This is a genomic window from Scandinavium goeteborgense, from assembly GCF_003935895.2.
In the GTDB taxonomy this organism is placed as follows: domain Bacteria; phylum Pseudomonadota; class Gammaproteobacteria; order Enterobacterales; family Enterobacteriaceae; genus Scandinavium; species Scandinavium goeteborgense.
The window spans coordinates 2,780,152-2,797,857 of record NZ_CP054058.1 but is presented as its reverse complement, the minus strand read 5'-3'; the positions used below and the strand labels follow the sequence as shown (position 1 = coordinate 2,797,857).

At 57.2% G+C, this 17,706-nt stretch carries 17 protein-coding genes; 12 read left to right on the top strand and 5 right to left on the bottom strand.

Annotated features, from left to right (window positions below):
• Positions 1–65 precede the first annotated feature (65 nt).
• The 3 genes from flgN to flgA all read right to left on the bottom strand — a co-directional run bounded on the left by flgN (position 66) and on the right by flgA (position 1,545).
• Positions 66–491 (bottom strand): flagella biosynthesis chaperone FlgN, encoded by a 426-nt coding sequence (gene flgN / locus A8O29_RS14360; protein WP_110509795.1) that lies wholly within the window; start codon positions 489–491, stop codon positions 66–68.
• Positions 492–495: 4 nt separating this feature from the next.
• Positions 496–792: a flagellar biosynthesis anti-sigma factor FlgM gene (gene flgM / locus A8O29_RS14355; protein WP_125353740.1), complete on the bottom strand. Its 297-nt coding sequence runs from the start codon at positions 790–792 to the stop codon at positions 496–498.
• 93 nt (positions 793–885) lie between these two features.
• A complete protein-coding gene (gene flgA / locus A8O29_RS14350) occupies positions 886–1,545 on the bottom strand; it encodes a flagellar basal body P-ring formation chaperone FlgA (protein WP_133460060.1) in 660 nt (219 codons plus the stop codon).
• A gap of 160 nt (positions 1,546–1,705) precedes the next feature.
• Here flgA and flgB point away from each other — a divergent pair, with 160 nt between their 5' ends.
• From flgB to flgL, 11 genes are all read left to right on the top strand, one after another.
• Complete coding sequence (flgB, locus tag A8O29_RS14345; protein WP_125353739.1) at positions 1,706–2,119, top strand: flagellar basal body rod protein FlgB; 414 nt, start codon at positions 1,706–1,708, stop codon at positions 2,117–2,119.
• A 3-nt stretch (positions 2,120–2,122) separates the two neighbouring features.
• Positions 2,123–2,527, top strand: a complete 405-nt coding sequence (gene flgC, locus A8O29_RS14340; protein WP_110509791.1) for a flagellar basal body rod protein FlgC — start codon at positions 2,123–2,125, stop codon at positions 2,525–2,527.
• 11 nt (positions 2,528–2,538) lie between these two features.
• Positions 2,539–3,231 (top strand): flagellar hook assembly protein FlgD, encoded by a 693-nt coding sequence (gene flgD, locus A8O29_RS14335; RefSeq protein ID WP_110509790.1) that lies wholly within the window; start codon positions 2,539–2,541, stop codon positions 3,229–3,231.
• 27 nt (positions 3,232–3,258) lie between these two features.
• The gene (flgE, locus tag A8O29_RS14330; protein ID WP_125353738.1) at positions 3,259–4,515 is read left to right on the top strand and encodes a flagellar hook protein FlgE; all 1,257 of its coding nucleotides are present in this window, start codon (positions 3,259–3,261) and stop codon (positions 4,513–4,515) included.
• Between the two features lie 20 nt (positions 4,516–4,535).
• Positions 4,536–5,294 (top strand): flagellar basal body rod protein FlgF, encoded by a 759-nt coding sequence (locus A8O29_RS14325; RefSeq protein WP_110509788.1) that lies wholly within the window; start codon positions 4,536–4,538, stop codon positions 5,292–5,294.
• 13 nt (positions 5,295–5,307) lie between these two features.
• Complete coding sequence (flgG, locus tag A8O29_RS14320) at positions 5,308–6,090, top strand: flagellar basal-body rod protein FlgG (RefSeq protein WP_110509787.1); 783 nt, start codon at positions 5,308–5,310, stop codon at positions 6,088–6,090.
• Between the two features lie 56 nt (positions 6,091–6,146).
• Positions 6,147–6,845 (top strand): flagellar basal body L-ring protein FlgH, encoded by a 699-nt coding sequence (gene flgH / locus A8O29_RS14315; protein WP_110509786.1) that lies wholly within the window; start codon positions 6,147–6,149, stop codon positions 6,843–6,845.
• An 11-nt stretch (positions 6,846–6,856) separates the two neighbouring features.
• Positions 6,857–7,954, top strand: a complete 1,098-nt coding sequence (locus tag A8O29_RS14310) for a flagellar basal body P-ring protein FlgI (protein WP_125353737.1) — start codon at positions 6,857–6,859, stop codon at positions 7,952–7,954.
• Entirely contained in the window at positions 7,954–8,907 is a 954-nt protein-coding gene (flgJ, locus tag A8O29_RS14305; RefSeq protein WP_125353736.1) for a flagellar assembly peptidoglycan hydrolase FlgJ, read from the top strand. The genes A8O29_RS14310 and flgJ overlap by 1 nt, the downstream gene beginning before the upstream one ends.
• Positions 8,908–8,981: 74 nt before the next feature.
• Positions 8,982–10,625: a flagellar hook-associated protein FlgK gene (gene flgK, locus A8O29_RS14300; protein ID WP_125353735.1), complete on the top strand. Its 1,644-nt coding sequence runs from the start codon at positions 8,982–8,984 to the stop codon at positions 10,623–10,625.
• A gap of 13 nt (positions 10,626–10,638) precedes the next feature.
• On the top strand, positions 10,639–11,592 hold the full coding sequence (gene flgL / locus A8O29_RS14295) for a flagellar hook-associated protein FlgL (RefSeq protein ID WP_125353734.1): 954 nt from the start codon (positions 10,639–10,641) through the stop codon (positions 11,590–11,592).
• A gap of 79 nt (positions 11,593–11,671) precedes the next feature.
• Here the strand turns inward: flgL and A8O29_RS14290 are convergent, their stop codons facing one another.
• The gene (locus A8O29_RS14290) at positions 11,672–12,883 is read right to left on the bottom strand and encodes an MFS transporter (RefSeq protein ID WP_125353733.1); all 1,212 of its coding nucleotides are present in this window, start codon (positions 12,881–12,883) and stop codon (positions 11,672–11,674) included.
• Positions 12,884–12,991: 108 nt separating this feature from the next.
• Between A8O29_RS14290 and A8O29_RS14285 the strand changes: the two genes are divergently transcribed.
• Positions 12,992–13,927 carry a LysR family transcriptional regulator gene (locus A8O29_RS14285; protein ID WP_125353732.1) on the top strand — a complete coding sequence of 312 codons (936 nt, stop codon included), beginning with the start codon at positions 12,992–12,994 and terminating at the stop codon, positions 13,925–13,927.
• A gap of 39 nt (positions 13,928–13,966) precedes the next feature.
• Here A8O29_RS14285 and rne read toward each other — a convergent pair whose 3' ends face one another.
• Positions 13,967–17,155, bottom strand: coding sequence for a ribonuclease E (gene rne / locus A8O29_RS14280; RefSeq protein ID WP_174081348.1), 3,189 nt, complete (start codon positions 17,153–17,155; stop codon positions 13,967–13,969).
• Positions 17,156–17,706: the final 551 nt, after the last annotated feature.

The window sequence follows — 17,706 nt, the reverse complement described above, 5'->3', positions numbered from 1 at the left end:
AAAACAAACCGCAGGGCATTGGCCGGGATTCACGGCAATGCCACCTGCTGTTGTAGACGGGAAGATTAAACGGAGAACTTCTTGCCACCGCGTGGGGTAGACGAGGTTTGACCATCTTTACCGTACAGCGTCGGTTCCTGATGCGGTTTTAGCACCTGCAACGCCTGCTGGTTACGCTCAATCTGGCCTTCCAGTAGCCAGCCGTTGTGCTGATTGAGGTCGCGCAAATGCTGGGTCTTTTCAGTAATGGTCTGCCAGCGTTCTGCGACGTCATCATTGGCACAGCGCTGCGCTTCCTGCTCCAGGCGGCGCTGTTTTTCCAGATAATCCAGCGTGGCCAGCAACGAGCTTTTCTCTTCGGTAATACGCTGCAGGGCGCTACTGTTTACGCTGCCCGCGGAGAGCTGTTGCTGTTCGGCATCCATCACCTCTTTCAGCGAGTTCAGGATGACTGTCATATGATCCAGTATTTCTGACAGACGACTACTCATACCGTTATTTACTCTGCTGCAGCCAGCTCTGGGTATCCGAAATCAACGAATCGGCAATTTTGCCGGTATCCATTTTCAGCTCACCGTTACGGATAGCGGTTTTCATTGCCTCGACGCGCTCCATATTAATGTCGCTATTGCGCGGTTGCATCAGGCTCGATTGCGCTTCGCTCAGCGTCACGTTAGTGCTGTTCGCGGTCGACGATGTGTCCAGACGGGCTTTCTGCGCCTGGGCTTCGTTCGGCTCACGCGGCTGGACGGCGTTAACGGGCTTCAGGGGCGATGTACGATCAATGCTCATTGTCCTGTCCTCATCGAGGTTTCGTGGCGTTACTGCCTGCCATCATCACTTGTTGATTATTTATCGGCAGGCTCTGCAGAATCTTTATATGCATTATAGATTAATCAGAATATTCCCATCCGAATCCACCTGACCGCTCACCACCTGGCCTGACGGCATTCTGACACGCGCGTTTTGGGCGACGGCGGCATTGTTTAACGCCTGGCCTTCGCCATTAACGCTAAAGCCATCGCCACTGGCAATGACCTGGACTTTTTGCCCGGCTTTTACGCGCCAGGACTGGCGTAACATCGACAGCTGAATCGCCTGCCCGGGTGCCAGGTCACGCAGTGTCACCGCATCCTGCGCCTGGTTTATATCAAGCATGGTGCGCGGCGGCAACTGGTCGAGACGCCCACGTTTCAGCGTGACGCTGCCGGGTTGCAGGACCGCACCGCGTGGCACAGACTGCGCAGCCACCACGTAATTTCCCGTCGCTTCAACCATCACCTGAATGTATTTTTTTTCCGTTGCGCACTGCGCCACCACGGTCTGATTTCCCCACAGACGGACGTTGCCCATCACGGTAAATGCAGGCTGTTCACACTGCGGCAGCTGCGAGGCAGGGCTGCGCACGTTTACCACCACTGAATCACTGAAGCCAGCGAGACGGTGACTGAAAAAATCCGTCAGCTGCTGGGTGAGATCCTGTGCCATGACCGCCGGGCTCAGGAGCGCAAACGCCAGCGTAAGGGTGCTCTTCAGGTTTCGCATTGCTAACTCCGGTCTGTCAGGGAATAGCCGAATTTTACCTGTCAACGAAGAACATCAACGCAACAAATAGCGATGCATTTTGCTTTTATTCCGACGATGGCGGCTCAAAATTGGGATTAATCTGAACGCTGAATGAACTATTGCCATCAGCGGAGGAGACATGCTCGATAAACTCGACGCCGCGCTACGTTTTCAACAGGAAGCGTTGAACCTGCGCGCCCAGCGTCAGGAAATCCTGGCCTCAAACATTGCTAACGCCGATACCCCGGGGTATCAGGCGCGCGATGTCGATTTTGCGTCAGAACTGAAAAAAGTGATGGATCGCGGGCGCGCGGAAACCAGCAGCGTGTCACTGACGTTGACCTCCGAGCGCCATATTCCAGCCCAGGCGATGTCCGCCCCTTCTGTAGACCTGATGTATCGGGTACCTGACCAGCCATCAATGGACGGTAACACCGTCGATATGGACCGGGAGCGCACGCAATTCGCCGACAACAGCCTGCAATACCAGACCGGTCTGACCGTGCTGGGAGGGCAAATCCGCAGCATGATGACCGTGCTACAGGGGAACTAATTCATGGCTCTACTGAATATTTTTGACGTTGCCGGTTCGGCGCTGACGGCGCAGTCCAAACGCCTGAACGTTGCCGCCAGTAACCTCGCCAACGCCGATAGCGTCACCGGCCCGGACGGTCAGCCGTACCGCGCCAAGCAGGTGGTGTTCCAGGTTGATGCGCCAACAGGGGCAGCGACCGGCGGCGTAAAAGTGGCCGATGTGGTGGAAAGTCAGGACCCGTTCAAGCTGGTGTACCAGCCGGGCAATCCGCTGGCGGACGCGAAAGGCTACGTGAAGATGCCGAACGTCGATGTGGTGGAGGAAATGGTCAACACCATGTCTGCTTCCCGCAGCTACCAGGCCAACGTTGAAGTACTCAACACCGTCAAGAGCATGATGCTCAAAACGCTGACCCTCGGTCAGTAACGGAGAAAACGATGTCTATTGCCGTGAATGTAAATGACCCGACCAGCACCGGCGCGACCACCACCGCGACCAGTGGCAGTCTCACCACCAGTAACGCGTCGGACCTGCAAAGCAGCTTCCTGACGCTGCTGGTGGCTCAGCTGAAAAACCAGGACCCGACCAACCCAATGGACAACAGTCAGCTGACCTCTCAGCTGGCGCAGATCAGCACCGTCAGCGGGATTGAGAAACTCAACACCACGCTCGGGTCTATCTCCGGACAAATTGATAACAGCCAGTCTTTACAGGCCACCTCGCTGATTGGTCACGGGGTGATGATCCCAGGCTCCGTGGTACTGGCCGGTTCGGACACTGACGGCAATGCCAGCACTACGCCGTTTGGCGTTGAGCTGACCCAGGCTGCCGACAAAGCCACCGCGACCGTCACCGACGCCAGCGGCAAAGTGATCCGCACGATGGATCTCGGCAGCCTGACCGCAGGCGTTCACACCTTTACCTGGGATGGTACTGCCGCCGATGGCTCTACCGTCCCGGACGGCGCATATAACGTCTCGATTGCCGCCAGCACCAACGGCACACAGCTGGTGGCTCAGCCACTTAAGTTCGCGCTGGTGCAAGGGGTTACGAAGGGAAGCAGCGGTAATCTGCTGGATCTCGGAACGTATGGCACCACCACGCTCGACGAAGTTCGTCAGATTATTTAAGCCTTCAACCTTATCAGGAGTTAAGACATGGCCTTTTCTCAAGCGGTCAGCGGCCTGAACGCTGCGTCCACTAACCTCGACGTGATTGGCAACAACATCGCCAACTCCGCGACCTACGGCTTTAAAGCCGGTACCGCCTCGTTCGCCGATATGTTTGCCGGTTCTAAAGTCGGCCTTGGCGTGAAAGTTGCGGGCATCACCCAGGACTTTAACGACGGCACCACCACCAGTACCGGTCGTGCGCTCGACGTGGCTATCAGCCAGAGCGGCTTCTTCCGTATGACCGATGCCAACGGCTCCGTGTACTACAGCCGTAACGGCCAGTTCAAACTGGACGAAAACCGTAATCTGGTGAACATGCAGGGTCTGCAGTTGACCGGCTATCCGGCCACTGGCACGCCGCCGACCATCCAACAGGGCGCGAACCCGGTGGGTTTAAGCATTCCGAACACCCTGATGGCGGCGAAAGCGACCTCCACGGCGGCAATGCAAATCAACCTGAACTCCACCGATGCGGCCCCGACGACCACGCCGTTCGATTCTACCAACGCGGATACCTACAACAAGAAAGGCACTGTGACGGTGTTCGACAGTCTGGGTAACTCCCACGACATGAACATCTATTACGTCAAAAACAGCGCCAATAACTGGGATGTTTACACTCAAGATTCCAGCGTCGCCGGTGCAACTGCGGTGAAACAAGCGCAGATGCAGTTTGCCGATAACGGGACCTTGACCGGCGTAGCTGAGTACAACGCGGGCGGAGTATTGCAGCCATTGGTTCCGGGCGCGCAACCGGAGATTACCCTCAATCTGGCTTCCCTGAACGGTTCCGCTGCCAGCGACTTCCAGCTGAGCTTCCAGAACTCGATGCAGCAGAACACCGGGTCGAACGACATCGTTGCCACCAACCAGAACGGCTACAAGCCGGGCAACCTGGTGAGCTACCAGATTAACGACGACGGCACCGTGGTCGGGAACTACTCCAACGAGCAAACCCAGTTGCTGGGCCAAATCACGCTGGCGAACTTCGCCAACAACGAAGGTCTGCAATCCGAAGGCGATAACGTCTGGTCGGCAACGCAGTCTTCCGGCGTGGCGCTGCTCGGCACCGCAGGCACCGGTAACTTCGGCACCCTGACTAACGGCGCGCTGGAAGCATCCAACGTCGATCTGAGTAAAGAACTGGTGAACATGATTGTCGCGCAGCGTAACTATCAGTCGAACGCGCAGACCATCAAAACCCAGGATCAGATCCTCAACACCCTGGTTAACCTGCGCTAAGCGCCTGACGGGACGGCTTCATGGATCACGCAATATATACCGCGATGGGCGCGGCCAGCCAGACGATGGAAATGCAGGGTGTTACCGCGAGCAACCTCGCCAATACCTCCACGCCGGGCTTTCGCGCACAGCTGACTGCACTGCGCGCCGTGCCGGTCAATGGCGAAACGTTTCAGACCCGAACCCTGGTGACCGGCTCCACGCCGGGCGCCGACATGACGCCGGGTCAGCTCGACTACACCGCCCGTCCTTTGGACGTGGCGTTGCAGCAGGATGGCTGGCTGGCGGTGCAGGGCGCGGACGGTACGGAAGGCTACACCCGTAACGGTAACATTCAGGTGACGCCTGGCGGTCAGTTGACCATTCAGGGTAATCCGGTGATTGGCGACGGCGGCGGTCCGGTGATGGTGCCGGAAGGCTCGCAAGTCACCATCGCCACCGACGGCACGATTTCGGCGCTGAACCCGGGCGACCCGGCGAATACCATTTCGCCCGTCGGCAAACTGAAGCTGGTGAAGGCCGAGAATACCGAAGTGATTCGTGGTGACGACGGCATGTTCCGCTTAACGGCGGCTGCCCAGGCCACTCGCGGGCCGGTGTTGCAGTCTGACCCGACAATCACTCTGCAATCCGGCGTGCTGGAAGGCAGTAACGTCAAACCGGTGGCGGCGATGGCTGACATGATTGCCAGCTCCCGACGTTTTGAGATGCAGATGAAGGTCATTAGTAGCGTGGATGACAACGCCTCTAAAGCCAATCAACTGTTATCCCTGAGCTAACAACAGGACACTTATGATCAGTTCATTATGGATTGCCAAAACCGGCCTCGACGCCCAGCAAACCAACATGGACGTTATCGCCAACAACCTGGCGAACGTCAGCACCAACGGTTTCAAGCGTCAACGTGCGGTCTTTGAAGACCTGCTTTACCAGACCGTTCGTCAGCCGGGGGCGCAATCGTCCGAGCAGACCACGCTGCCTTCTGGCCTGCAAATCGGGACCGGTGTTCGTCCGGTCGCGACCGAGCGTATTCATACTCAGGGCAACCTGTCTCAGACCGACAACAGCAAAGACGTTGCCATCAAAGGTGAAGGCTTCTTCCAGGTGCTGCTGCCGGACGGCACGTCGGCGTACACCCGTGATGGTTCGTTCCAGGTTGATCAGAACGGTCAACTGGTAACCGCAGGCGGTTTCCCGGTGCAGCCCGCGATCACCATTCCGGCCAACACTCTGAGCATTACTATCGGGCGTGACGGCGTGGTGAGCGTGACCCAGCAAGGGCAAACCAACCCGGTGCAGGTTGGCCAGTTGAACCTGACCACCTTCATGAACGATGCGGGTCTGGAAAGCATGGGTGAAAACCTCTACACCGAAACCCAGGCGTCTGGCGCGCCGAACGACAGCACGCCGGGCCTGAATGGTGCGGGCCTGCTGTATCAGGGTTATGTCGAAACCTCCAACGTCAACGTGGCGGAAGAGTTGGTCAACATGATTCAGGTGCAGCGCGCGTATGAGATCAACAGCAAGGCGGTCTCAACCACCGACCAGATGCTGCAAAAACTCACCCAGCTGTAAGACGTCACCGGTGCAGATTTCCTGCACCGGATTTTTGATTCAGAAGATAAAAAGCAATGCAAAAAACCTCAGCGTTTCGTTATCCGCTTTTCGTGGTCCTGGCCCTGACACAGTCCGGATGCGCATTGATCCCCTCCAAGCCGCTGGTGGAAGGGGCGACAACCGCACAGCCTGTTCCTGGCCCGGTGCCGGTGGTCAATGGCTCGATTTTCCAGAGCGCCCAGCCGATTAACTACGGCTATCAGCCGCTGTTCGAAGACCGACGCCCGCGCAATATTGGCGACACGCTGACCATCCAGCTGCAAGAAAACGTCAGCGCATCCAAGAGTTCGTCGGCGAATGCCAGCCGCGATGGCAAAACCAATTTCGGCTTCGACACCGTGCCGCGCTATCTGCAGGGCCTGTTTGGCAATGCGCGCGCCGATGTGGAGGCATCTGGCGGCAACTCCTTTAACGGTAAAGGCGGTGCCAACGCCAGCAACACCTTCAGCGGAACGCTGACGGTCACCGTCGATCAGGTGCTGGCTAACGGCAACCTGCACGTGGTGGGCGAGAAACAAATCGCCATTAACCAGGGCACCGAATTCATTCGTTTCTCTGGCGTCGTGAACCCGCGCACCATCAGCGGCAGCAACACCGTGCCGTCGACCCAAGTGGCTGACGCCCGCATTGAGTACGTCGGTAACGGCTACATCAATGAAGCGCAGAACATGGGCTGGCTGCAGCGCTTCTTCCTTAACTTATCGCCGATGTAACGAGGTGCATTATGTTTAAAACTCTGGTTGGCATTGCTCTGGTCCTGCTGGCGGGTTTCGCCCAGGCCGATCGCATCCGCGACCTCACCAGCGTACAGGGCGTGCGGCAAAACTCATTGATTGGCTACGGCCTGGTGGTCGGTCTCGACGGTACGGGTGACCAGACCACGCAAACGCCATTCACCACGCAAACCCTGAACAACATGTTGTCGCAGCTTGGGATAACCGTCCCGGCGGGCACCAACATGCAGCTGAAAAACGTGGCGGCGGTAATGGTCACTGCGCAGCTTCCGGCGTTTGGCCGTCAGGGGCAGAACATTGACGTCGTCGTGTCGTCGATGGGTAACGCCAAAAGTCTGCGCGGCGGTACGCTACTGATGACGCCGTTAAAAGGCGTCGACAGCCAAATTTATGCCTTAGCGCAGGGTAACATTTTGGTCGGCGGGGCGGGTGCCTCGGCGGGCGGCAGCAGCGTGCAGGTGAACCAGCTTAACGGCGGGCGTATCACCAACGGCGCAACCATTGAGCGAGAATTGCCGAGCCAGTTCGGCGCGGGCAACACCGTTAATCTACAGCTGAATGAAGACGATTTCGGCATGGCGCAGCAGATCGCTGACACCATCAACCGTCGCGGCGGCTTCGGCAATGCGACGGCACTGGATGCGCGTACCGTACAGATTCAGGCTTCAAGCGGCGGCAGCAATCAGGTGCGGATGCTGGCAGATATTCAAAACCTCGACGTGAACGTCACGCCGCAGGATGCGAAAGTGATCATCAACTCCCGTACCGGTTCGGTGGTGATGAACCGCGAAGTGACCCTCGACAACTGTGCCGTGGCGCAGGGCAATCTGTCGGTGACGGTGAACCGTTCCGCGCAGGTCAGCCAGCCGGATACGCCATTTGCCGGTGGCTCAACGGTGGTGACGCCGCAGACGCAAATCGACCTGCGTCAGAGCGGGGGCGCGATGCAGAGCATTCGTTCCAGCGCCAACCTGAACAACGTCGTTCGCGCGCTGAACACGCTGGGAGCCTCGCCACTGGAACTGATGTCGATTCTCCAGTCGATGCAAACCGCAGGTTGCCTGCGTGCCAAGGTGGAAATTATCTAATGCTTGGCGACAGCAAACTGATGAGCAGCGCGGCCTGGGACGCGCAATCGCTGAACGAGCTGAAAATCAGTGCCGGGAAAGATCCGCAGGCGAACTTAAAGCCTGTGGCCCGGCAGGTCGAAGGCATGTTCGTGCAGATGATGCTGAAAAGTATGCGTGACGCGCTGCCCAAAGACGGCTTATTCAGCAGCGACCAGTCGCGTCTTTACACCAGTATGTACGATCAGCAAATTGCCCAGCAGATGACGGCGGGCAAAGGGTTAGGACTGGCAGATGAGATGGTTAAACAGATGACGGCGAATCAGGGCGGGCCGAAAGACATGCCTGCCCAGGTACCGCTCAAGTTTGACCTCGAAACCGTCACCAGCTATCAGAACTCGGCGCTGACGCAGATGGTACGCAAGGCCTTGCCGAAAGCACCTACTGCCTCAGACGTCGCCGATGTGCCCGGCGACAGTCACGACTTCTTGGCGCAGCTTTCCCTTCCGGCGAAACTGGCCAGTGAGCAGAGCGGTATTCCGCACCACCTGATCCTCGCCCAGGCGGCGCTCGAATCAGGCTGGGGCCAACGGCAGATCCGCCGTGAAAACGGTGAGCCGAGCTTTAACCTGTTCGGCGTGAAGGCGTCGTCTGACTGGAAAGGCAAAGTCACCGAAATCACCACCACGGAATACGAGAACGGCGAAATGAAAAAGGTGAAAGCCCGTTTCCGCGTCTACAGCTCGTATCTCGAAGCGTTGTCCGACTACGTTGGCCTGTTAACCCGCAACCCGCGCTATGCCGCCGTGACCACAGCCGCGACGCCGGAGCAGGGCGCACAGGCGCTACAGAAAGCCGGTTACGCCACCGACCCGAACTATGCCCGCAAGCTGACCGGGATGATCCAGCAGCTGAAATCGATGAGCGAGAAGGTGGGCAAGGCCTACGGCAACGATATCGAAAATCTGTTCTGAAACGCCTCAAGTTCAGCTGACCGGTGCCGATAATCTTGGTCAGGACTCGTGTCTAAAAGAATAAAGGAACCTCCATGTCCAGTTTAATGAATAGCGCAATGAGCGGGCTCGGTGCGGCTCAGGCGGCACTGAACACCGTCAGTAATAACATTGCCAGTTATAACGTGTCCGGCTATACCCGCCAGACGACGGTCCTCTCTGCGGCGAACAGTACGCTGGGCGCAGGCGGTTGGGTGGGTAATGGCGTCACGGTCTCCAGCGTACAGCGCGAGTACAACGCGTTTATCACCAATCAGCTAAATGCGGCGCAAAACCAGAGCAGCGGTCTGACCACGCGCTATCAGCAGATGTCGAAAATCGACGATTTGATGTCCGATACCACCAACTCCATTTCCGCCACCTTGCAGGATTTCTTCACCAGCCTGCAAACGCTGGTCAGCAACGCTGAAGATCCGGCGGCGCGTCAGGCGGTATTAGGCAAATCTGAAGGGCTGGTCAACCAGTTTAAGACTACCGATCAGTATCTGCGCGACCAGGACAAACAGGTCAACGGGGCGATTGCTTCCACCGTTTCGCAGATCAATAACTACTCGCAGCAGATTGCGACGCTGAACGATAAAATTTCCAAACTGACCGGCGTCGGTGCGGGGGCATCCCCGAATGACCTGCTCGATCAGCGCGATCAGCTTGTTAGCCAGCTGAACCAGCTGGTGGGCGTGGAAGTGAACGTGCAGGATGGCGGCACCTACAACGTCACCATGGCCAACGGTTACAACCTGGTGCAGGGCAGCAATGCCCGTCAGCTGGCCGCGGTGCCCAGCAGCGCCGACCCTTCGCGGACCACCGTCGCTTACGTGGATAACGTGGCGGGCAATATCGAAATCCCGGAAAAATTGCTGACCAGCGGTTCACTTGGCGGCCTGCTGACGTTCCGCTCCCAGGATCTGGACCAGACCCGTAACAGCCTGAACCAGATGGCGCTGGCATTTGCTGATGCGTTCAACACCCAGAACAAAGCCGGGATTGATGCCAACGGCGACACAGGCAAAGATTTCTTCACCTTCGGTTCTCCGTCGGTCCTGAGCAACACCAAGAATACCGGCAGTGCGAGCCTCAACGCGACCATGACCGACAGCACTCAGCTGCAGGCCTCCGACTATAAAGTGAGTTACGACGGCACAAACTGGCAGGTCACGCGCCTGTCAGATAACACCAAAATGTCCCCGACCGTTGAGAGCGACGGCAGCCTGAGTTTTGACGGTCTGAACGTCAGCATCAGCGGCTCTGCGAACAAAAATGACAGCTTTACCGTGAAGCCGGTGGCGAACGCGATTGTGAACATGGGCGTGGCGCTGACCGACTCCAGCCAGATTGCGATGGGTATCAACGACGCTGAAACCGGCGAGAGCGATAACCGTAACGGTCAGGCATTGCTGGATCTGCAAAACAGCAAACTGGTGGGCGGCAATAAAACCGTCAACGACGCTTACGCCTCTCTGGTCAGCGACGTGGGGAACAAAACCTCGACGCTGGAAACCAGCAGCACGACGCAGGGCAACGTTGTGACCCAGTTGACCAAGCAGCAGCAATCAATTTCCGGCGTAAACCTCGATGAAGAGTACGGCAACCTGCAACTGTATCAGCAGTACTATCTGGCCAACGCCCAGGTAATGCAGACCGCCAGCACGCTTTTCGACGCGCTGATCAATATTCGCTAAGGAGCGGTGACCGATGCGTATTAGTACCTTAATGATGTATCAGCAGACGATGGGCGGCATTACCAACTCCCAGTCTTCATGGCTGAAATATGGCGAACAAATGTCCACCGGCCTGCGCGTTAACCGTCCGTCCGATGACCCGATTGCCGCGTCACAGGCGGTGGTGCTGTCTCAGGCGCAGTCCCAGACCAGCCAGTTTGCGTCAGCCCGTAGCTTCGCGACCCAGCGCGTTTCGCAGGAAGAAAACACGCTGTCGTCGGTAACGTCGTCGATTCAAGCGGCGCAGGAAAAAATCGTATATGCCGGGAACGGCACGCTGAGCGACGATGACCGCGCCTCGCTGGCTACCGATTTGCAGGGCATCCGCGACCAGCTGATGAACCTCGCCAACAGCCAGGACGGTAACGGGCGCTACATGTTTGCCGGTTACAAGACGGATACCGCGCCATTCGATGCCGCCACCGGCACGTATTCGGGCGGCATCACCAACGTTGAACAGCAGGTTGATTCTTCCCGAACCATGGTTATTGGCCACACCGGCGACAAAATTTTTGACTCGGTGACCTCGAATGCGGTGAAAAACCCCGACGGGACTACGCCTGACTCGAACTTGTTCAAGATTCTGGATGACGCGATTGCAGCGTTGAAAACACCGGTAGCGGATAACGATGCGGAACAAGCGAAGGCGCAGGCTACTATCGACGTCGCCAACCGCGGCCTGCGTAACTCGCTGAACAACGTGCTGAGCGTGCGGGCGGAAGTCGGGACACAGCTCAACGAACTGGACAAACTGGACGCGCTGGGCGATGACCGCACGCTGAGCCAGACGCAGCAGATGAGCGACCTGGTGAACGTGGACTGGAACTCAACGATTTCCAACTACACCATGCAGCAGGCGGCCCTGACGGCGTCGTATAAAGCGTTCACCGATATGCAGGGCATGTCGCTGTTCCAGTTGAATAAATAAGATTTAACGGTTTAGAACATGTCTTGAAACTGGCCATGTTCTCTGTGCCCGCGCCACTCACCCCGGCGCGGGCTTTTTTTTAGCGTTGCGGGCAAGCGGTGACGTTCGCCGCACCCATTACCCGAATCAGTAGGGCAATCGCCCCGGATATCACCGCCAGCGTAACCACCGCAGGCCAGCCTGCCATCGCATACAGTTTGCTGCCGACAGCCGAACCTAACGCCATCCCAATAAACACCACCGTGAACAACAGGGCATTCAGACGACCACGGGCCTGCGGTTCAAGGCTGTACACCAGATTCTGGTGTGCGACCAGGCTCGACTGTAAGCCTAAATCAAAGCCAATCGCCGACACGGCAATCAGCGCTAGCTGGGCGTGCAGCGGCAAAAGCGGCAGGAAAAACATCAGCGCGAACGACACCGTGACCAGCATGGCACCTAACTGGGTGACTTTGGCTGCACCCAGTTTGTCAGCCAGTCCACCGGCCAGCGGGGCGGCCAGCGCTCCGGCGGCTCCGGCGATACCGTATCCTCCGGCGACGGCGCTGCCAAGCTGATAGTGTTCGGCCAGCATGACGGCGAGCGTCGACCAGAACGCGCTGAAGGCAACCGACAGAAAACCTTGTGCCAGTGCGGCCCGACGCAGTTCAGGGAAGCGGCGCCATAAATGCACCAGAGAACCCATCAGCGCCGGGTAGCTGAGTTCAGAATGCGCGCTGAATTTCGGCAGTACGCGCCACATCACCAGACCAATCAGTGCAATGCTGACCGCTGCGGCCTGATACATCATCCGCCAGCCATAGGCTTCCCCTACGACGCCGCTGACGGTACGCGACAGCAGAATGCCAAGCAGCAAACCGGTCATTACGGTGCCGACGGTTTTGCCCTGTTTCCCGGCAGGGGCGAGGATAGCCGCGGCCGGAACGATATCCTGCGCCATCGTCGCCGCCATCCCAATCAGCAAACTGACGACCAGCAGGGCGTGCATTTGGCTGGTCACGCTGCACAGCAGCAGTAGCGCGGCGAGCGAGGTGCTTTTAGTGAGGATCAACCGACGGCGATCGTGGCGGTCGCCCAGCGGCAACAGGAACAGAATGCCCAGCGCGTAGCCCGTCTGGGTTAGGGTTGGAACGAGGCCCATTTGCTCGATGCTCAAATGCATGTCGTGGCCAATCAGCGGTAACAGCGGCTGGGCGTAATAAATCGCGGCAACGCTAAAGCCTGCGCCGATAGCCATAATCAGGATTATCCATGACGCAAAAGCCGGTGAAGCGGCGGGAGTAGTGTTCATCTTAACGTCCTCAACAGGGTGTGGGCGTATTGTGATGTGAATCACACTGGCGCGGTAGCCGGCGCAGTGGTAAAACAGCTATACGTTGGGCGTATGAGTAATAAATGAATGAAAAGAACAGAGCGTATAGACAGGCTGGAACTGATGCGGACCTTTATTCGCATTATCGAAGCCGGGTCGCTGTCGGCCGCGGCAGTTCAGCTCGGCACCACGCAGGCCACCGTCAGCCGCCGCTTGCAGTCGCTCGAAGCGTTGCTGGGCGTAAAGCTCATTATGCGCTCGACCCATGCGATGAAACTTACCGACGATGGCGAGCGCTGTTATCAACACGCCCGCCAATTGGTGGACAGCTGGCTGGCGCTGGAAGACGATTTACAGATTGTGGACGACAATCCGGTGGGCGTGCTGCGCGTCAGAGCGCCGCATGCATTCGGGCAACAGCAATTGCTAACGCCACTGGTGGATTTTTTGCAGCGCTATCCCCAATTGGTGGTGGAGTGGATGCTCAATGACAAAAATATCGATTTCATCAGTGAGAATATCGACTGTGCGATCCGCGTGGGGGCGGAAGTTGACCCGGCGACAGTTTCCGTTCTGTTGGCGGAAGTCCCGCGTAGCCTGGTGATTTCACCTGAGCTGCTGGATACGGTGGAGAACGTGTCAGACCCGTTGACATTATCGGCGCTGCCGTGGGTGGCTATCAGCACGTTCTATCAGCATGAAGTGACGCTGCAACATCAGGTCAGCCGGGAAAGCATCACTATTCCGATAGTGCCCAGGCTGAGCACTGACAGCGTGTACGTGGCCCGCAATACCGCGCTGGCGGGGCTGGGCGCTGCGCTGATTTCGAGCTGGACGGTGGAAGAGGATATTGCTCAGGGCAGGCTGATTGAGCTACTGCCTGAATGGCGAGCGGCGGCGTTGCCGGTGCATTTGGTGTATCCCTGGGCGCGTTATTATCCGGCGAGATTACGTAAATTTCTCGATTTGATGCGGGAAGTCATGCCGAAAATTTCTGGGATGCAGCTGCCTGCGACAGAATAAAAAAAACCGCCCGGAGGCGGTTTTTTCATGCTTTGCAGCTTAGTCCACAGACTGCGGACGAGTCGGACCGGCGGTTGCCGTGTGTGTAGCACTGTGGCCACCGGCAGAACCTTTACCTTCGAAACCGAACTCTGGACGAACCCAGTCGCTCTGACGCGGTGCTTCTGGCACGTAGTCTGGGGCTGGAGCACGCGTCATTGGCGCGGTAGCGTTGGTGCGCTCAACCGGAGGCTTTGGAGCCACAACCGGTTTAACGACAGGCTCAACCGCTGGAGCAACAGGCGCGGTTTCCACCACAGCAGGTTGTTCAGTCACGATAGCCTGTTCCACTTCCTCAACCACGGCCGGAGTCGCTTCTTCAGCTGTGACTTCTGCAACAACAGCGTCGGCTGGTGCGATAACCTGAGGTTCTTCGCTCACCGGTGCGGCAATGACTTCCGGATGCGTGGTCTCAATGACGGGAACTTCCGGCTCAGCCTGTACTGGCTGCGGTTCTGTAACTACGACCGGCTCGATTGCGGCTGGTTCAACCACTGGCGCTGCAACCTGTTCTGCCACTGGAGCTTGCTCCACGACTTCTACCGGTGCAACTTCAATGACGGAAGGAACAACGTTCTGCTCGCGGGTTTCTTCAACCTGCTGCTCTTGTGGACGCGTTACCGGGTAGCTTACCCACACTTTACCAGACGCCATTTCCGGAGATGCGCAAGCAATTGCCAGCGGCATCGGGGACTGAGCAGGGTAACGCTCGTCACGGTAGCGACGACGACGTTGACCACTCACGCGCAGGTGGCGTGGTGAACGACGGGAGCGACGCGGCATGCCAGCGTTTTCACGGTTTTCTGCGCTTTCATCTTCAGCCGGAGCTTCGATGACGGCTGGCAAATCAACTTTAGCCAGTTCAGTACGCTTAGCCGGGGCAGCTGCTTCAGCCGGTTCGTTAACTGCGGTACGTTCTGCAGTTTCGGCCGCTGTTTCGATGCGCACTTTCTGCGACAGATTGCGCGGCTTACGACGCGGCATGGACTGGACGCGTTCTTCCTGCTCGATTTCCTGAGCGGGTTGTTCTTCTGGAGCCTGAACTTTAACTTCCTGCGGCGCTGCCTGGCGTTTGTCATCGTTACGACGACGGTTACGCTCACGGCGTGGCTGCTGCTGTTCGTCGCGAGATTTCGCTTTATCCGCGTCTTCTGCCACGTTCGGCTGACGAACTTCACGGGTTTCCGCGTTCTGCTGCGGCTTCTCACGACGGTTACGGCGGTTATCTTCGCGGCCTTCAGCGTTTTCACCACGGTTATCGCGCTCACCACGTTCGTTACGCTCACCGCGCTCGCCACGATTATCGCGGTTGTCACGGCGATCGTTGCGGTCACCACGGTCATTGCGGTCACGACGGTTAGACTGACGAGAACGGCGACGATCTTGCTGGCGCTCAGGTTTCTCTTCTTTCTTAACCGGCTCAGGCTCAGCCACAACTGGCGCTTCACTGCTGAACATGGATTTCAGCGCAGAAATAATGCGGGAAACCAGACCCGGTGCTGCCGCAGTGGCGGCTGCTGGAGCGGCATTCTTCGCTTGCGCTGCGACTGGAGCGGCTTCTTCAAGTGGTGCTGGCGGTGCATCAGGCATCACGAAGGTCGCCAGAGCAGGCTGCTCAGGACGCTTACGTTCAGCTGGCTCGTCTTCAGACGGCATCGCCATTTCTTCTTCGTGCAGTTTCGGCAGCAGGTAGCTCAGGATCTGAGTCTCTTCGCCTTTACGAACACGCAGTACGGAGTAATGCGGGGTTTCCATCTGGTCGTTCGGAACGACGATACAGCGCACGCCACCCTGACGGGTTTCGATGTTGCTGATAGCCGCACGCTTTTCGTTCAGCAGGTAAGAAGCCACCTGAACAGGAACAATCGCGTGAACTTCCTGGGTGTTTTCTTTCAGTGCTTCTTCTTCAATCAGACGAAGAATAGACAGCGCCAGCGATTCGTTATCACGGATGGTGCCGGTACCGCTACAGCGTGGGCACACGTGATGACTGGATTCACCCAGTGACGGGCTCAGGCGCTGACGGGACATTTCCAGCAGGCCGAAGCGAGAGATGTGGCTAATCTGGATACGCGCACGATCCTGACGCACCGCTTCACGCAGACGGTTTTCAACCGCACGCTGGTGGCGAACCGGGGTCATGTCGATGAAGTCGATAACGATCAGGCCGCCGAGGTCACGAAGACGCAGCTGGCGGGCAATTTCGTCGGCCGCTTCAAGGTTGGTGTTGAAGGCGGTTTCTTCGATGTCGCCGCCGCGGGTTGCACGCGCGGAGTTGATATCGATGGCGGTCAAGGCTTCGGTGCTATCGATAACGATAGAGCCGCCCGACGGCAGGCGCACTTCACGCTGGAATGCAGATTCAATCTGCGATTCAATTTGGTAGTGGCTGAACAGCGGGATTTCACCGGTGTAGAGCTTAATTTTGCTGCTGAAATCCGGACGGCCCAGCGCAGAGATATGCTGGCGAGCCAGCTCAAGCACTTTCGGGTTATCAATAAGGATTTCGCCGATGTCCTGACGCAGATAATCACGGAACGCACGTACGATGACGTTGCTTTCCTGGTGGATCAGGAACGGGGCAGGGCGGCTTTCAGAAGCTTTCTGAATCGCTTCCCAGTGCTTCAGGCGGAAACTCAGATCCCACTGCAGTGCTTCGGCAGATTTGCCAACGCCAGCGGTACGCACGATCAAGCCCATGCCGTCAGGCAGTTGCAGGCTGGAAAGCGCTTCTTTCAGCTCGGTACGATCGTCACCTTCGATGCGGCGAGAAATACCACCGGCACGCGGGTTGTTCGGCATCAGTACCAGATAGCTGCCTGCCAGACTGATAAAGGTTGTGAGGGCTGCACCTTTGTTGCCGCGCTCTTCTTTATCGATCTGAACAATGACTTCCTGGCCTTCGCGCAGAACATCTTTGATGTTCGGGCGGCCATGCGCATTGTAATTAGCAGGGAAATATTCGCGGGCGATTTCTTTAAGAGGAAGGAAACCATGACGCTCAGCACCGTAATCTACGAATGCGGCTTCAAGGCTTGGTTCTATACGGGTAATTTTGCCTTTGTAGATGTTCGCTTTTTTCTGTTCGTGTCCTGGGCTTTCGATATCCAGATCGTACAGACGCTGCCCATCAACGAGGGCGACACGCAACTCTTCTTGCTGAGTTGCGTTGATTAACATTCTTTTCATCGTAACTTACTCATTATTCTTACATTGACGACTAAGCTACGGGCAGAGTTTTCCTTGCCGGGGGTAAACCGATGGCCTCGTGTCTGTTCACGTCGCCAACCTCACGGTTGTCGCTCGCTTAAGAGGCGCAGAGTGTCGGTAGCCTGCGTTTCAAACGGAACCGCAGCGCAATTATTCAGGGGAACAGCCTGGGAATCATTCTCCAGGGACGGTTCCTTCTATACTCATTGTCTTTCAAGTCGCAGATGGTTGGCTTCACCTGCTTACCCCAGTCATCTACTGGAGTAGCGCCTGGAGACCCCAGGTTTTGCCGCCTTTCTGCGGCTTGAAATAGAGAGTATCAACCGGTAAGGACTGCAACCCGCAGCCCGCTAACTGTCTGAAAGATAAATACGTCTTACGCCATTGCTGCATAAAAGATCGTTCAGACAAAATTGGTCTTTCCGCTAACATGCTTGCTTGAACAAGATTCAACACGGAAAACTGCATCATTATTCCCTGCTAACCTTGTTATAGCAAGATGACTTTTACCATTTATCACCCGGTTACTC

What these genes read in the sequence shown, in the direction of transcription:
- flgN (WP_110509795.1), bottom strand. Translation starts at nt 491, where the DNA reads ATGAGTAGTCGTCTGTCAGAAATACTGGATCATATGACAGTCATCCTG.
- flgM (WP_125353740.1), bottom strand. Translation starts at nt 792, where the DNA reads ATGAGCATTGATCGTACATCGCCCCTGAAGCCCGTTAACGCCGTCCAG.
- flgA (WP_133460060.1), bottom strand. Translation starts at nt 1,545, where the DNA reads ATGCGAAACCTGAAGAGCACCCTTACGCTGGCGTTTGCGCTCCTGAGC.
- flgB (WP_125353739.1), top strand. Translation starts at nt 1,706, where the DNA reads ATGCTCGATAAACTCGACGCCGCGCTACGTTTTCAACAGGAAGCGTTG.
- flgC (WP_110509791.1), top strand. Translation starts at nt 2,123, where the DNA reads ATGGCTCTACTGAATATTTTTGACGTTGCCGGTTCGGCGCTGACGGCG.
- flgD (WP_110509790.1), top strand. Translation starts at nt 2,539, where the DNA reads ATGTCTATTGCCGTGAATGTAAATGACCCGACCAGCACCGGCGCGACC.
- flgE (WP_125353738.1), top strand. Translation starts at nt 3,259, where the DNA reads ATGGCCTTTTCTCAAGCGGTCAGCGGCCTGAACGCTGCGTCCACTAAC.
- A8O29_RS14325 (WP_110509788.1), top strand. Translation starts at nt 4,536, where the DNA reads ATGGATCACGCAATATATACCGCGATGGGCGCGGCCAGCCAGACGATG.
- flgG (WP_110509787.1), top strand. Translation starts at nt 5,308, where the DNA reads ATGATCAGTTCATTATGGATTGCCAAAACCGGCCTCGACGCCCAGCAA.
- flgH (WP_110509786.1), top strand. Translation starts at nt 6,147, where the DNA reads ATGCAAAAAACCTCAGCGTTTCGTTATCCGCTTTTCGTGGTCCTGGCC.
- A8O29_RS14310 (WP_125353737.1), top strand. Translation starts at nt 6,857, where the DNA reads ATGTTTAAAACTCTGGTTGGCATTGCTCTGGTCCTGCTGGCGGGTTTC.
- flgJ (WP_125353736.1), top strand. Translation starts at nt 7,954, where the DNA reads ATGCTTGGCGACAGCAAACTGATGAGCAGCGCGGCCTGGGACGCGCAA.
- flgK (WP_125353735.1), top strand. Translation starts at nt 8,982, where the DNA reads ATGTCCAGTTTAATGAATAGCGCAATGAGCGGGCTCGGTGCGGCTCAG.
- flgL (WP_125353734.1), top strand. Translation starts at nt 10,639, where the DNA reads ATGCGTATTAGTACCTTAATGATGTATCAGCAGACGATGGGCGGCATT.
- A8O29_RS14290 (WP_125353733.1), bottom strand. Translation starts at nt 12,883, where the DNA reads ATGAACACTACTCCCGCCGCTTCACCGGCTTTTGCGTCATGGATAATC.
- A8O29_RS14285 (WP_125353732.1), top strand. Translation starts at nt 12,992, where the DNA reads ATGAAAAGAACAGAGCGTATAGACAGGCTGGAACTGATGCGGACCTTT.
- rne (WP_174081348.1), bottom strand. Translation starts at nt 17,155, where the DNA reads ATGAAAAGAATGTTAATCAACGCAACTCAGCAAGAAGAGTTGCGTGTC.